This window comes from Alteromonas sp. G5_S2_22_S1, from assembly GCF_054968525.1.
In genome coordinates, this window is sequence record NZ_JBQKUJ010000011.1 from 97,192 (window position 1) to 110,909 (window position 13,718).

Here is a 13,718-nt window from a genome sequence, read left to right on the forward strand (position 1 = left end):
CTAACAGCGGTTAGCATTACTTATGTCGACTGCTAACTTCTAAGACCAGTTTTGTTTTTTCCATTTCGTTGTATTGTGGTCTAATAGCGCGTTATATTAGGTAGCTGTTCTATTGTGTTACGCATTTTTTCTTTGTAATACAGTATGAAACTTAAAAATTTAATGTGTTGTTGACCACAAGTATGAATAAATATTAATCGTCATGGTCGGCAAACAAAAACAAAGGATTCAATTTCCATGAGCTGGATTCAAAAAATTCTTCCTCGCACGCAAACATCGCACAAAGGTAATGTACCTGAGGGTATTTGGACAAAATGTGGTTCGTGCCAAGCTGTGCTGTATAAAAGCGAACTGGAAAAACTTCAGGAAGTTTGCCCTAAGTGTGATCACCACATGCGAATTACAGCACGCCGCCGCATTGATGCGTTCCTAGACGACGGCGATCGCGTAGAACTCGGTGCCGAGCACGAACCTCAAGACGTACTCAAATTTAAAGACTCAAAGCGCTACAAAGACCGTATAGTAGCTGCGCAAAAATCCACTAACGAGAAAGACGCACTAGTGGTCATGCAGGGTAAGCTTAAAGGCATGCCAGTTGTAGTTGCCTGCTTCGAGTTCGCCTTTATGGGTGGGTCAATGGCCTCAGTTGTCGGTGCGCGTTTTGTTGCCGCAGTAAATGCGTGTTTAGAAAACGACATGCCGCTTATTTGTTTTAGTGCAAGTGGTGGCGCGCGTATGCAAGAAGCCCTCATGTCACTAATGCAAATGGCAAAAACTTCAGCAGCCTTGGCCAAAATGAGTAAAAAAGGTCTGCCTTACATCTCAGTTTTAACAGACCCTACAATGGGTGGTGTTTCTGCAAGCTTAGCCATGCTTGGTGATATCAACGTGGCAGAGCCAAAAGCGCTTATTGGTTTTGCTGGCCCTCGCGTAATTGAACAAACGGTAAGAGAAAAACTGCCTGAAGGTTTCCAGCGCAGTGAATTCCTTGTTGAGAAGGGGGCAATTGATATGATTGTTGACCGCAGAGATATGCGTGATAGATTACACAGCCTGTTGGTTAAGTTGCATTATAAGAATTAGTGAATAACGAAAACAATCTAAAAGCTGGCTCGGCGCCAAACGCAAAAGAGGGCACATTGTCTTCAAACACGCAAAAAAGCCTGGGCCAGTGGCTATCCTACCTCGAATCTATTCATCCTAGTGCCATTGATATGGGGCTAGACAGAGTTAAAGCTGTAGCGCAGTCTATGGCGCTTTCTTTATCGCAATCGCTTGTTATTACGGTAGCTGGTACTAACGGTAAAGGCACCACGTGTCGTTTGCTCGAGCAAGCTATGCTGTCGCAAGGAAAAAGTGTTGCGGTATACAGTTCGCCTCATTTAACCGATTATCGAGAACGGGTTCGTTATAATGGTGAGTTACCGCCAGCGAATGAGTTCGTTAAAGCTTTCGAGTTTGTTGAAAAGTCGCGAAAGGAAACGGAAGGCGACCCCATCACCTTAACCTATTTTGAATTCGGCACCTTAGCGGCAATGAAAATGATGCAGTCGTGGGAAGTGGATGTGGTTATTCTAGAAGTAGGGCTTGGCGGGCGACTCGATGCGACCAACATTATCCACCCAGATCTGGCCATCATCACTACTATCGACCTTGACCATCAAGATTGGCTAGGCAATACCCGTGAAAAGATTGCCCGAGAAAAAGCAGGCATTATGCGTAAAAACGGTAATGCGGTGGTGGGCGATTTATTCCCGCCATCTTCGCTTTACGATGTGGTAAACGAGCTACAGGCGAATGTGCGCTGGGCAACACAAGACTTCGTTACTGTAGTAGCAAGTGATTATAGCGAGTGGAGCTGGAAAGGAAAAAACAGCAGCTATGCATCGTTACCTTATCCAAAGATCCCACTTCAAAATGCAAGTACTGCGCTTGCCGCATTAGAATTCCTAGAGTTATTGCCTGAAGAGCAAGTGGTTCGAGATATTATTAAAAACACCACTATGCCAGGGCGACAGGAAACCATTAGCGAGTCGCCATTAGTGGTTGTAGATGTGGCGCATAATCCACAAGCAACGGCTGAGATGCAAAACTGGCTAAACCGATACGATGTAAGCAAGATGCGTATTGTGGTAGGCATGCTTAAAGATAAGTCTATAGCGGAAACATTGGCCCCTTTAGCAGCGCTGAATGCTGATTGGTATGTAGCATCCACAAGTGGCCCGAGAGGGTGTGAGGCAGAAGTACTTGAAAATGCACTTGTTAATGCCGGCACAACCATAGAGAATATAGATACGTTTCAAACCGTGGCCTCGGCATATCAACGCGCGCTTGCAGATTATCAAACCGGTGAACTTATTCTCGTTTTTGGTTCTTTTGTTACCGTAGCAGACGTGCTTGCTGAGCAAAGCTAACACGGTCTTAGTAGAGTAAAAATACGTGTATTCAAGCAGGAGAGCACAGTGACATCGGCATTAAAGAATAGACTGGTAGGAACGATTATCGTCGTTGCTTTAGCGGTCATTTTTTTACCAGACTTTCTTGATGGCAAAAAGCAAACTAACAGAGAACCTTTCGCCTCTGTCCCTGCTAACCCTCCCAAGAAACCAATTGTAGATCCTGAACCTTTTCCTTCTGAGCGGGTGGCAAAAGCGGCGGTTCCTGCTGTAAAACTAGAAGACGAAAAGGCGATTGACGATGAGCCCGCACAGGCTCAGTTGTCTGAAAGCTCGAAGGCAAACGTAACGAAATCGCCACAAACGAAAGTTATTGAAGAAGATAAGCTTGCTAGTCAAACCGTTGTCGATACGAAAAGTGCTACGGCCGACGACGATGCGGGTTGGGTAATTCAACTTGGAAGTTTCCGCCACGAAAAAAATGTTAAGGCGCTACTAGCTAAGCTGGAAAAAGCAGGCTATCGCGCGTTTAGCCGTAAAATCCAAACAAACTCGGGGCCACTTAATAAGGTTTTTGTTGGCCCTGACCTAGATAAAAAGAAGCTTGAATCAGCGTTGCCACATTTAAAAGAACTCACGAGTCTTAAAGGTAAAGTCACCACGTTTAAAGTGGAGTAGCTCCTTAGCTTTAGTGTGACGATTAGCATTACAGACTAGTAATATTTCTATCTTCTGTTAGAATGCGCGCCATCTCGCCAAAGGCTCGTTGCTTCACAACTGACAGCAACATCAACGCAATAAAGAGACGATGAACTGGGTAGACTTTTCCATACTGGGTATCATTGCGGTATCTACCTTAATAAGCCTTATTAGAGGGTTTGTTAAAGAAGCCATCTCATTAGTGGTATGGTTTGCTGCACTCTTTATTTCAAGCAATTTCTACGCTGACCTCGCGGTGTACTTCACGGCCATTGACGATCCCTATCTAAAAAATGGCGCTGCCATTGCCGCGCTATTTGTCGCAACGCTCATTTTGGGCGGTATGATCAATTATGTAATTAGCCAGCTTGTACTGGCCACCGGGCTGTCTGGTACAGACAGAGCCTTAGGTATAGTTTTTGGCGCATTGCGTGGCGTGCTTATTGTTAGCGCATTGCTCTTTTTCATGGATACCTTTACTAGTGCAGCCACTGCAGCGTGGTGGCAAGCGTCGGTACTCATCCCAGAGTTTGGTGTCATTATTGAGTGGTTTTTCAGTTATGTGAAAGACTCCTCCAGTTTTTTAAATCCCGCTTGAAATAGGTAACGCACATGTGTGGTATAGTCGGAATAGTTGGTAAAACGCCCGTAGCTCAGTCACTGTACGACGGTCTAACGGTTATTCAGCACCGTGGACAGGATGCCGCAGGCATAATGACTATCGACCAAAATATGTTTAATTTGCGTAAGGCAAATGGCTTGGTTCGGGATGTTTTTCATACGCGTCATATGAAAAGGCTATCGGGCAATATGGGAATTGGTCATGTACGCTACCCAACTGCCGGTACATCAAGTTCAGCTGAAGCCCAGCCGTTTTATGTGAACTCGCCGTTTGGTATTGCCTTTGCGCATAACGGTAACCTTACTAACGCCCATGAGCTTCAAGAAGAAGTTTTCCGCATTGCTCGTCGCCATATCAATACCACCTCAGATTCAGAGCTTCTACTAAACATTCTTGCTCATGAGCTTCAGCAGGTAGCGGGTTTAAGCGTAAGTGCTGAACACATATTTGAAGTGGTAACTAAAGTTCACAAGAAAATACGTGGTGCCTATGCCGTAGTGGCTGCCATTATTGGTCAAGGTATTGTGGCGTTTCGCGACCCGCACGGTATTCGCCCATTAGCGCTGGGCAAGCGTATGAGCGAACTGGGTGAAGAATGGATGGTCGCCTCTGAAAGCGTTGCACTTGATGCGGTAGGCTTTCAGTTTGTACGTGACGTTATGCCGGGTGAAGCGGTATTTATTACCGAAGAAGGTCAGCTACACACCAGACAGTGTGCTGAAAACCCAGTCACTTCACCTTGTATCTTTGAGTTTGTTTACTTTGCACGTCCAGATAGCTTTATTGACGGTATCTCAGTTTATGCGTCACGTGTAAACATGGGTCGTAAACTTGGTGAGAAAATAAAACGTGAGTGGGCTGACCTCGATATCGACGTGGTTATTCCTATTCCTGAAACATCCATGGACGTCGCGCTTCAAATTGCGAATACACTAGAGCTGCCGTATCGCCAAGGCTTTGTTAAAAACCGCTATATAGGGCGTACATTTATTATGCCTGGCCAAACCATGCGTAAGAAATCAGTACGCCGTAAGCTCAACGCCATTTCATCTGAATTTAAAGGCAAAAGCGTATTACTTGTCGATGACTCTATCGTTCGTGGCACAACATCAGGGCAAATTATTGAAATGGCCCGAGAGTCTGGCGCGAAGAAAGTGTACTTCGCATCAGCTGCACCAGAAATTCGCTTCCCGAACGTATACGGTATCGATATGCCTTCGGCTAACGAACTTATTGCCTACGGCCGTGAAATCGATCAAATTGCCGAGCTTATTCAGGCGGATGGGCTCATTTTCCAAGACATTTCTGACTTGGTTGAAGCAGTTCGTGAAGAAAATGAATCAATACATCGCTTTGAAACGTCTGTTTTTGATGGCAACTACATCACTGCCGACATTGACCAAGAGTACCTTGAGCGCATCGACATGTCGCGCGGGGAGCAGTCGCGAAATGCGCCTGTTGTTCAGGCTGAGCTAAGTAATCTTGATGTACACAACATTGACGCAGCAGACTAATTACAGTTGATATGCCTAATAAAGAAAAGCCGCTTTAAGAAGCGGCTTTTTTACAGGTATTAGTGAACAAATACTGGCCCGCCAGTTACGCCCCACAGCAGAACTGACCCTGTCATAAGAATAACAAGCAGCACTAAACCACAAGTTACCACCGAGCTTGAATAAATAAACCCTTTGTCTTCTGGCATGTGCATTAAAATGGGAACGCCTGAATACAGTAGGTACACCGAATAGCTGATGCCTACTAATAACGCTGTCATCACAACCCATAGCTCGGGGTAAAGACCGGCAAAACCCACCATGAAAAGTGGCGTTGCGGTATACGCGGCAAGCTCTAAAGATTGGGTATAAGTTGGCGTAGCGTCAAATGCTTTCGCTAACTCATGAATGAGGACGGCTAGGGCGACTACACCGCCAATTAAGCCGAAGTACATGCCTATACCCATCATAATAGCGGTATTTTCGCTTAGTCTTATTACGTCGCCAGCTCCAATGCTCCAACCGGAGTGAGCACTTGAATAGTAAGCAACGAGTGAAGGAATGAGCGCTATAAAAGCAATATGGGTAAGCGCGTAGAAATAGGTTTCGTGCTTGGTATCAATGGTTTGCCACTCTTCTCTGGGATGAGTGTAAATACCAATTAAATGATTCAAAATCATAAAGTCCTGCCTTGTTCACCAACGTTATTTTAAGAATATTGTTGTGAGGCAGTGAAACACACGAATAAGCCGTAAATTCGAATACTCACGGACACAGCGCAAAGCGCTAAAAAACTGCCATTAACAATACATTTACAAATCGAGTGTGCAGCAGAAACGCAAAGCCGTCAATATAAATTGGTTGATTTATGAACGAGGCAAGCCTGTTAAGTAAAGTCTGGTGCACCTGAATGGAAGCGCAGTTCATTATCGTCACTTTCAATCAATGATTTTTCTACGCTGCCAAAGTGGTTAATGCGCTCGCTGATGTCGGTTTTAGATATCTGACTGGCTAAGGTTAAATAATCTTCGAAATGGCGTGCCTCTGAGCGCAGCAGTGACACATAAAACTTACCTAAGTCTTCGGAAACATGCGGGGCTAGCTTGGCAAAACGCTCGCATGAGCGCGCTTCGATATAGGCACCACAAATGAGCTTGTCGACAAGTTTTTCTGGTTCGTAAGTGCGTACGTGACGGAGTAAGCCGTTGGCATAACGGCTAGATGTCACCGATTTATATTCGAAACCTAGCTCGTGCATAATTTCTAGCACTTGATAAAAATGATGTAGCTCTTCTTTTATCAGCATTACCATTTTATCGAGCATGTCTTTTTTGAACGGGTCGAGGCCTTCTACATTGAACACACTTTTTGAAAGATGCTTAGTGTTTAGGGATTGCCAATCGCCTTCATGGCGATACGTGAAATCTTCATAAGGCTTAAGCCATTCCAGTAGTACTTTACTGGTTTCCTCGTCGGCCACATAGCGGCGTAACAGGTACATGGCCGATTGTGCCGCTTTAAGCTCACAAATTAAGTGATCAGTAAGAATAACCCGTAAGTTTTCTTCTTTTTGCGCTTCATTTATCCACGACTGCGGGGTCTCGCAATGTAAAAACGCATTGACGGGTGAAAGAAGAGACGTTACTTCAGAAGGAGAAATTACAGACATGTGGGAGCTCGGTTTAAAGTGCTACAGATTTTCAGATACTTATGAATTTGGCATACTGCCGTGATTCGTTTCGGCAAACCTATGTTCAAGGCGTCTGAATGAATGCTAATTTTACTTGATACCCACAAGCCCTTACAACTTAAAATCGAGGCCTTTAAATTACAAAATGAATTATCTTGCCCATCTCTTTCTTGCTCGCCCCACTGCCGACTCTCATTTTGGTAACTTGTTGGGAGATTTTAGAAGGGGCGTTGATATCAACACGTTTGGAAATGCAGTACGGCTAGGCCTTAAAAATCACTACGAAGTTGATAGATTTACCGATAGGCACGAAACCGTACTAGCGGCGAAAACATTATTTCATAAAAGTCGCAGGCGTTTTGCGCCTGTAGCGCTGGATATCTATTTCGATCATTTACTTATCAAGCACTGGGCTACATTTACACCACAAGGTTTTGATGATTTTCGGGAGCAAAGTTTTGCATTATTAGAAAAGCGCCTACCTTCTATGCCAAGAGCTATGCAGCTAAGCATAGGGCACATGATCACTCACGATTGGTTTGAGGATTACGCGAGAGAAGATGGGATTGCGAAAGCTATCTCCGTAGTGGCTAAACGCATTCGCTTTGCCAATACATTTCATAAAAGCGTTGACGATATCAGTGAGCATCAAGAAGAGATAGAGCAGCTGTTTTTAGCATTTTTTCCAGAGCTCATTGCGCATATTGAAAATGAGGGGCCAGAAAATAAATCTGCGCCTCGATTTAAGTAGGTAAGCTAGATTACGAAGAGTATCGACGAAATTCGGCGATTTATCGTTGATTACAAAGCTGTATTATTAACCGCTATATAGTGTTATCAGCAGATGATACCTCAAAGCTTGCAAACTGAGGCATACATCTACGATTACTTAACTAAAAGTACACAATAAAAGACAGATAAAAAATAATGATGAAAATATATCCCTCAACGCTATCTGCATCACACCATAAAGGTGCCAAGTCAGGCAAAGCCGTTTCATGGTTTACTGCTACTCTTCTCGTTTTCGCGAGTTTAACTGGTGTTGCTACCGCGAAAGATGAAGGCCCCGTAACGCATGCTCGTTCAGTTGAAATAGACAGTAGCGTGGTAACTGAGCATGAAACAAAAATTTCGGGTAAGCGCGTGAAATACAGCGCTACCACAGGTACGCAACCGGTTTGGAACACAAAAGACGAAGCGGTTGCGACCTTGTTCTATACTTACTATCAGCGAACGGACGTAAAAGAGAATACCGAGCGCCCGCTTATCATTTCATTTAACGGTGGCCCGGGTTCCGCCTCTGTGTGGATGCATGTCGCGTATACCGGCCCGCGTATTCTCAATATCGATGATGAAGGCTACCCGGTTCAGCCTTATGGCATTCAAACCAACCCATATTCGATTTTAGACGTGGCTGATATTGTATTTGTTAACCCGGTAAACACGGGTTATAGCCGTGTGCTTCCTAAAGCAGACGGTTCAATGCCATCGCAAGATGAGCAACAAAAAATGTTCTTTGGGGTAAATGCAGATATTAGCTATTTAGCAGATTGGGTGAATACCTTTGTAACACGCAACAATCGCTGGCGCTCCCCGAAATACCTTATCGGTGAAAGCTACGGTACAACTCGGGTTTCGGGTCTTGCATTAGAGCTTCAAAACCGACAGTGGATGTATCTAAACGGTGTCGTGTTGGTATCGCCAACCGATATAGGTATTGAGCGTAACGGCCCAGTAAAAGCCGCCAACCGACTACCTTATTTTGCCGCAGCAGCCTGGTATCACAATAAGCTAGACCCAGAGCTACAAAATAAAGACTTAACTGAACTCTTACCCGAAGTCGAAGATTTCACTATCAACACGCTTATTCCGGCGCTGGCTAAAGGTGGGTTTATCGGCGATAAAGAAAAGCATGAGGTGCTAAAACAAATGGCGCGCTATTCTGGTTTAAGTGAGGCGTCTATTGCTCAAAATAACCTAGATGTAAGCACCGCTTTTTTCTGGAAAGATTTATTACGAGATGAAGGGAAGACCTTAGGCAGATTGGATAGCCGTTATTTGGGTATAGACGCGAAGCAAAGTGGTGACCGCCCTGATTACTGGGCAGAGCTAACGTCATGGCTGCATTCCTTCACACCTGCTATTAACTACTACCTGCGCAAGGAGTTAAACTATAAAACCGACATGAAATACAACATGTTCGGAAACGTGCATCCGTGGGATAGAAGTAACAACCAAACGGGGCAGAATTTGCGATTGGCGATGGCGCAAAACCCCTATTTAAATGTAATGATTCAAGCAGGTTATTACGATGGTGCAACGAATTACTTCGATGCTAAATACACCATGTGGCAGCTAGATCAAAGTGGGACCTTAAAAGACCGTTTAAGCTTTAAAGGGTATCGCAGCGGGCACATGATGTACCTGCGTCGCGATGACTTAAAACAGTCTAACCAAGATTTACGTGAATTCATTAAAGCAAGCACGCCGAGCAAAGGCGAACCTGCTGAATACAAGCGATAGTAGAACTAAAAGACAGGACAAGGATGTCAGTTTCTTTTACATATAATTTTCTTTATAAGTTGCATTTGTTTTAATTTGTTGATATTTATAGAGAAAATTGTTTGGCCCGGAACTTGCTGACATCCCTCTAACAAATAATAGATTTTTATTAACATCAATTACAAGGACGTGCCCGTGAGTAAACCTTCGCGTTTTACACTATCCCTGCTTGCAAGTGCTGCGCTAGCATTTTCTATCTCAAGTACCACCGCCAATGCTTCTGTACTCCTTTCCGGGTGGGAAGGTTCTACGGAGAGTCGATATGGCAATTTAGCGATGAATAGTAACGACGATGGTTCTTCGGGCCCTATCGTTTTCGACACATTCGAAGCGCTCGGCTTTGATAACGGCGTAAATTTTTTTGGTACCTCATACGATAGATTTTTCATTAACAACAACGGTAATATTACGTTTAATGGTCCTGTAGGTACATTTACGCCTAATTCTTTTCCTAACAGCAATCAGCCTATGATTGCGCCATTTTGGGGGGATGTGGATACACGCTGCGCAGAATGTGGTGACGTATTTATCGGCTCACCCAATGAAGATACCCTGGTGGTAACCTGGAATGACGTTGGCTACTACAATCAAAACAGTGACCCAACTAACACTTTTCAGTTAGTTTTGATTGATAGGGAAGATACTGGTGCAGGCAACTTTGACGTTGAATTCAGATATGAAGATATCGGCTGGACGACGGGAGACGTATCTGGTGGAATCCCTGCACAAGCCGGTTATGACGCTGGCGATGGGGAAAACTTTTTCACCGTACCTGGCTCTCGGACTGCCGCTATTGCTGATATAGACGAAAGTAACAGCAATACGGGTACGCCAGGTATTTGGAAATTTGCTATTCGCGACGGCGTGCTACCGGGTGATAATCCAGAAAATCCTATTCTGCCAATTGTTAATCCAGAATCACCAACAGACTATGAATTTGAATTCTCTATCGATGATCCAGACGAACTTGTTTTTATCGATCCGGATGTAGCAGTAGGTTATGACTATATTGTAAATAGTGGCCCAGATATCGCTTCGGTTCTTTTGCCAGAAGGTTATGATGACAACCTGTTTGACCTATTCCTTTGGGATGATGGCCTTATGGATTGGTTAGACACAGGTACAGATATTACAGGAGGTGTAGAGTACGACTTCACTTCACCTGTAGATCGTTTCAGAATTATGGGGATTGACGTTTCGAATATGCTTGAACCTACGCCAGATGCGTTTGTAACTGGCTTAACGTTCGATGGTTCAGGTGTTATTAACATGAACCAAAATGCAGTGACTGTATTTGTACCAGGCCCGACCCAAGTTCCGGCGCCTAGTACCTTGTTCCTTATGCTAGGTGCGCTATTCAGCACTTTCCTATTAAGAAAGCGTAAATAGTAAAAACAAGTACAATAAGGGGAGCATAAGCTCCCCATTTTCGTTAAGAGGTAGAAGTGAAATATTTAGTATTAGTTAGTTCGATACTCGCATCGTTTTCTGCATGGCCTGTGACAACGAATGATTTTGGTAGCTGGAGTTTACTGTGCAACGATTCATCAGTTTGTACACTTAGCCAGTTAGTTGCAAAAGACGAAGAAGCTACAAAAGTCTTGCTGGGCGTCAATGTTGATTATTCCTATTCGAAAAGTTTCCCAGTTTTAATAATAAAACTGCCTCAAAATACGATAACGAAAAATGGGGTCGGAGTAAAAATAGACGAGTTTGCACCTTTACAAGTCCCTTTTTCCGGGTGTGACGAAAAGGCGTGCCAAAGTATTATCAAAATCGATAGCCAGCTATTAGAGCAAATGCATAACGGTGAAACCATGCTAATTGCATTTCAGAAGTCTGAAAGCCAGCAGGTTACCTTACCCGTATCATTAGCAGGTTTTGACGAAGCATACGCGCAGCTTACTTCAAGAGTTAAACGATAAGGCTAACGTATCATTATTAAGCTAAGTTTTAATATATACCTGCTTTTTTAAGCTGTGCTAAATACTCGGCACAGCGCGTTTTTAACATATCTCGTAATAGCCTAACCGCCGGCGTAATAGACTGGCGGCTTGGGCAAATTAGCCAAAGTTGCGTGGGTTTCGGTTGGTAGTCTGACAATAACGTAATAAGACGTCCATTTAGAATGTCATCGCAGGCGTCTAAGCTTGATTTAACAGCTACTCCTTTACCTGCGACAGCCCATTTTCTAACCATTTCACCGTCGTTCGCCGTCCTGTTGCCCTGCATTTTAATCTTTAGCGGTTTACCGTCGTGCACGAATTCCCATTCGTTATACACTTTATCGTGCAGTTGATAAAACAGCCCATTGTGAGCTTGTAAATCTTCAAATTGTTCAGGGGCACCATAGGTGCTGATATAAGAGGGCGAAGCAACAAGTAAGCGTGGTACATCACATATCTTAAACCCGTAAACGCTTGCATCATCAGGCGAGCCATAACGTAAAGCTAAGTCAATTGGGTCGCGATAGAAGTCGATATTACTGTCGTTCAAATTGAGTTTTACGCTTATTTTCTCATGCTCATTCATGAAATCATCAAGCCATGGTGCAATGACGTTACGGCCTAAGTCAGAGGATAAACCTAGCCGTAATTCGCCCTCAATAACGCCAGTTTCACCTTTTAAGTTTTGTTTGGCGTTTTTTAGCATCGACATGGCTTGTTCACACGTTGGCAAGAAGCGCTCACCAGCAGAAGAAAGCCTAAGTGATCGGGTGGTGCGTACAAACAACTCAGCACCAACCGCTTGTTCTACCCGTTTAACAGCTGCACTCGCCGTAGCCGTACGCATATTTAAGTGGGTAGCTGCAGCGGTAATGTTTCTAAATTCGGCTACTTTTATCACAACGTTCAAGTCATCGAGTAACATGATTTTCAAAAACTATTTGATAATGTTTCTTATATTGTGCTGTTTATCGAAATTTAATCAAGAGTATGATGAGAATATTACTCAAAAGGAAAAACGAATGATGAAAGCTATTGGTTATACCCACTCACTAGACATTAACGAACCTAATGCACTAATAGATTTAGACGTAGACAAGCCCAGCGCGTCGGGTAGAGACTTATTGGTAAAAATAAATGCGATAGCGGTAAACCCTGTAGATTACAAAATTCGTCAACGAGTAAACCCTGAGGGTGGCGATCCTAAAATTTTAGGCTGGGATGCGGTAGGTGAAGTCGCAGAAATTGGCGCTGATGTAACCCAGTTTGCGGTAGGTGATAAGGTGTATTATGCCGGAGACCTAACGCGGGCGGGCTCTAATGCAGAATTCCAGTTGGTTGACGAGCGCATTGTAGGTAAGGCGCCGAGTTCCCTTTCTGATAGCGAAGCGGCAGCGCTTCCTTTAACCACCATCACAGCTTATGAGCTACTATTTGATCACTTGGCGCTGAAGCAGCAAAGTGAGAAAAGCGATGAAGTTGTGTTGGTAGTAGGCGCTGCCGGTGGCGTAGGCTCTATTATGCTGCAGCTGCTTAAAGTCCTGACCGGCGCAGTGGTAATAGCAACGGCGTCTCGTGAAAGCTCTAAAAACTGGGTGCAAGAACTCGGCGCAGACTATGTCGTTGATCACAGTAAACCTTTGGCCGAGCAAATTAAGTCGCTCAACATTGGTGAGGTGACCCACGTAGCCAGTTTAAACAACACGCATCAATACATTGACGAGTATGTTGAGGTGATGAAACCGAAAGGTAAACTGGCGTTAATTGACGACCCAGAAAGCTTGGACGTAGCAAAGTTAAAACAAAAGAGTCTATCGTTACATTGGGAATTTATGTTTACCCGTTCAATGTTTGAAACCGAAGATATGGTTGAGCAGAGTCGGTTGCTAACGCATGTTGCTACACTAATTGACGAAGGCAAAATAAAAACCACGGTAGGCAAGCACTTAGGTAAGATTACGACACAAAACCTTATTGCGGCCCATAGAATACTTGAAGAAGGGCGCGCAATAGGCAAATTGGTATTAGAAGGGTTTTAAGGCGCATTTAATCACTATTGGCACTCACTAAGCCCTCTCAGAGGGCTTATATCTTATCGCATCACTAAAAACGGTTTAGGCGGCATCGCGCTCCCTTGACCGCTTTGTCTTATTTGTAATTCTTTCTTCTAATTTTGTAAGAATGCCCCGGCAATCTATTCTTTATCATTTAACTCTTTGAAATTAATGTGAATTTTACTTGGAATCTAACTTGCTGTAACAGTGGCGCATAGCATTAAACATTGATGTGTGTTTAAACTTTAACCACAAG

Annotated in this window: 13 protein-coding genes; 10 read left to right on the top strand and 3 right to left on the bottom strand. The window is 44.0% G+C overall.

Translation table 11 applies throughout. From position 1 onward, the window contains the following. Positions 1-237 precede the first annotated feature (237 nt). From accD to purF, 5 genes are all read left to right on the top strand, one after another. Positions 238-1,083: an acetyl-CoA carboxylase, carboxyltransferase subunit beta gene (gene accD / locus ACTRWF_RS12915; protein WP_012518833.1), complete on the top strand. Its 846-nt coding sequence runs from the start codon at positions 238-240 to the stop codon at positions 1,081-1,083. Then, on the top strand, positions 1,083-2,414 hold the full coding sequence (gene folC, locus ACTRWF_RS12920; RefSeq protein ID WP_462835669.1) for a bifunctional tetrahydrofolate synthase/dihydrofolate synthase: 1,332 nt from the start codon (positions 1,083-1,085) through the stop codon (positions 2,412-2,414). The genes accD and folC overlap by 1 nt, the downstream gene beginning before the upstream one ends. Before the next feature lie 48 nt (positions 2,415-2,462). Continuing rightward, complete coding sequence (locus ACTRWF_RS12925; protein WP_278385566.1) at positions 2,463-3,074, top strand: SPOR domain-containing protein; 612 nt, start codon at positions 2,463-2,465, stop codon at positions 3,072-3,074. Between the two features lie 130 nt (positions 3,075-3,204). Continuing rightward, the gene (locus tag ACTRWF_RS12930; protein WP_015067525.1) at positions 3,205-3,693 is read left to right on the top strand and encodes a CvpA family protein; all 489 of its coding nucleotides are present in this window, start codon (positions 3,205-3,207) and stop codon (positions 3,691-3,693) included. Positions 3,694-3,707: 14 nt separating this feature from the next. After that, a complete protein-coding gene (gene purF / locus ACTRWF_RS12935; protein WP_462835670.1) occupies positions 3,708-5,231 on the top strand; it encodes an amidophosphoribosyltransferase in 1,524 nt (507 codons plus the stop codon). A 59-nt stretch (positions 5,232-5,290) separates the two neighbouring features. Here purF and ACTRWF_RS12940 read toward each other — a convergent pair whose 3' ends face one another. Both ACTRWF_RS12940 and miaE read right to left on the bottom strand, forming a co-directional pair. After that, positions 5,291-5,890 (bottom strand): Yip1 family protein, encoded by a 600-nt coding sequence (locus ACTRWF_RS12940; RefSeq protein WP_015067524.1) that lies wholly within the window; start codon positions 5,888-5,890, stop codon positions 5,291-5,293. 206 nt (positions 5,891-6,096) lie between these two features. Further along, complete coding sequence (gene miaE, locus ACTRWF_RS12945) at positions 6,097-6,879, bottom strand: tRNA isopentenyl-2-thiomethyl-A-37 hydroxylase MiaE (protein WP_015067523.1); 783 nt, start codon at positions 6,877-6,879, stop codon at positions 6,097-6,099. 166 nt (positions 6,880-7,045) lie between these two features. Between miaE and ACTRWF_RS12950 the strand changes: the two genes are divergently transcribed. The 4 genes from ACTRWF_RS12950 (at position 7,046) to ACTRWF_RS12965 (ending at position 11,387) form a co-directional block, all read left to right on the top strand. Continuing rightward, positions 7,046-7,651 (top strand): acyl carrier protein phosphodiesterase, encoded by a 606-nt coding sequence (locus tag ACTRWF_RS12950; RefSeq protein WP_015067522.1) that lies wholly within the window; start codon positions 7,046-7,048, stop codon positions 7,649-7,651. A gap of 176 nt (positions 7,652-7,827) precedes the next feature. Next, on the top strand, positions 7,828-9,423 hold the full coding sequence (locus ACTRWF_RS12955) for a S10 family serine carboxypeptidase-like protein (protein WP_462835671.1): 1,596 nt from the start codon (positions 7,828-7,830) through the stop codon (positions 9,421-9,423). A 174-nt stretch (positions 9,424-9,597) separates the two neighbouring features. After that, positions 9,598-10,851: a nidogen-like domain-containing protein gene (locus ACTRWF_RS12960; protein ID WP_015067520.1), complete on the top strand. Its 1,254-nt coding sequence runs from the start codon at positions 9,598-9,600 to the stop codon at positions 10,849-10,851. 56 nt (positions 10,852-10,907) lie between these two features. Further along, complete coding sequence (locus tag ACTRWF_RS12965) at positions 10,908-11,387, top strand: invasion associated locus B family protein (protein WP_015067519.1); 480 nt, start codon at positions 10,908-10,910, stop codon at positions 11,385-11,387. Positions 11,388-11,415: 28 nt separating this feature from the next. On the opposite strand, the gene ACTRWF_RS12970 is transcribed toward ACTRWF_RS12965, so the two are convergent. Further along, a complete protein-coding gene (locus tag ACTRWF_RS12970; RefSeq protein WP_015067518.1) occupies positions 11,416-12,333 on the bottom strand; it encodes a LysR family transcriptional regulator in 918 nt (305 codons plus the stop codon). Positions 12,334-12,433: 100 nt separating this feature from the next. Here ACTRWF_RS12970 and ACTRWF_RS12975 point away from each other — a divergent pair, with 100 nt between their 5' ends. Beyond that, positions 12,434-13,447, top strand: a complete 1,014-nt coding sequence (locus tag ACTRWF_RS12975; protein WP_015067517.1) for a zinc-binding alcohol dehydrogenase family protein — start codon at positions 12,434-12,436, stop codon at positions 13,445-13,447. The last annotated feature ends 271 nt before the right edge of the window (positions 13,448-13,718 follow it).

What these genes read in the sequence shown, in the direction of transcription:
- accD (WP_012518833.1), top strand. Translation starts at nt 238, where the DNA reads ATGAGCTGGATTCAAAAAATTCTTCCTCGCACGCAAACATCGCACAAA.
- ACTRWF_RS12930 (WP_015067525.1), top strand. Translation starts at nt 3,205, where the DNA reads ATGAACTGGGTAGACTTTTCCATACTGGGTATCATTGCGGTATCTACC.
- purF (WP_462835670.1), top strand. Translation starts at nt 3,708, where the DNA reads ATGTGTGGTATAGTCGGAATAGTTGGTAAAACGCCCGTAGCTCAGTCA.
- ACTRWF_RS12940 (WP_015067524.1), bottom strand. Translation starts at nt 5,890, where the DNA reads ATGATTTTGAATCATTTAATTGGTATTTACACTCATCCCAGAGAAGAG.
- miaE (WP_015067523.1), bottom strand. Translation starts at nt 6,879, where the DNA reads ATGTCTGTAATTTCTCCTTCTGAAGTAACGTCTCTTCTTTCACCCGTC.
- ACTRWF_RS12950 (WP_015067522.1), top strand. Translation starts at nt 7,046, where the DNA reads ATGAATTATCTTGCCCATCTCTTTCTTGCTCGCCCCACTGCCGACTCT.
- ACTRWF_RS12955 (WP_462835671.1), top strand. Translation starts at nt 7,828, where the DNA reads ATGATGAAAATATATCCCTCAACGCTATCTGCATCACACCATAAAGGT.
- ACTRWF_RS12970 (WP_015067518.1), bottom strand. Translation starts at nt 12,333, where the DNA reads ATGTTACTCGATGACTTGAACGTTGTGATAAAAGTAGCCGAATTTAGA.
- ACTRWF_RS12975 (WP_015067517.1), top strand. Translation starts at nt 12,434, where the DNA reads ATGAAAGCTATTGGTTATACCCACTCACTAGACATTAACGAACCTAAT.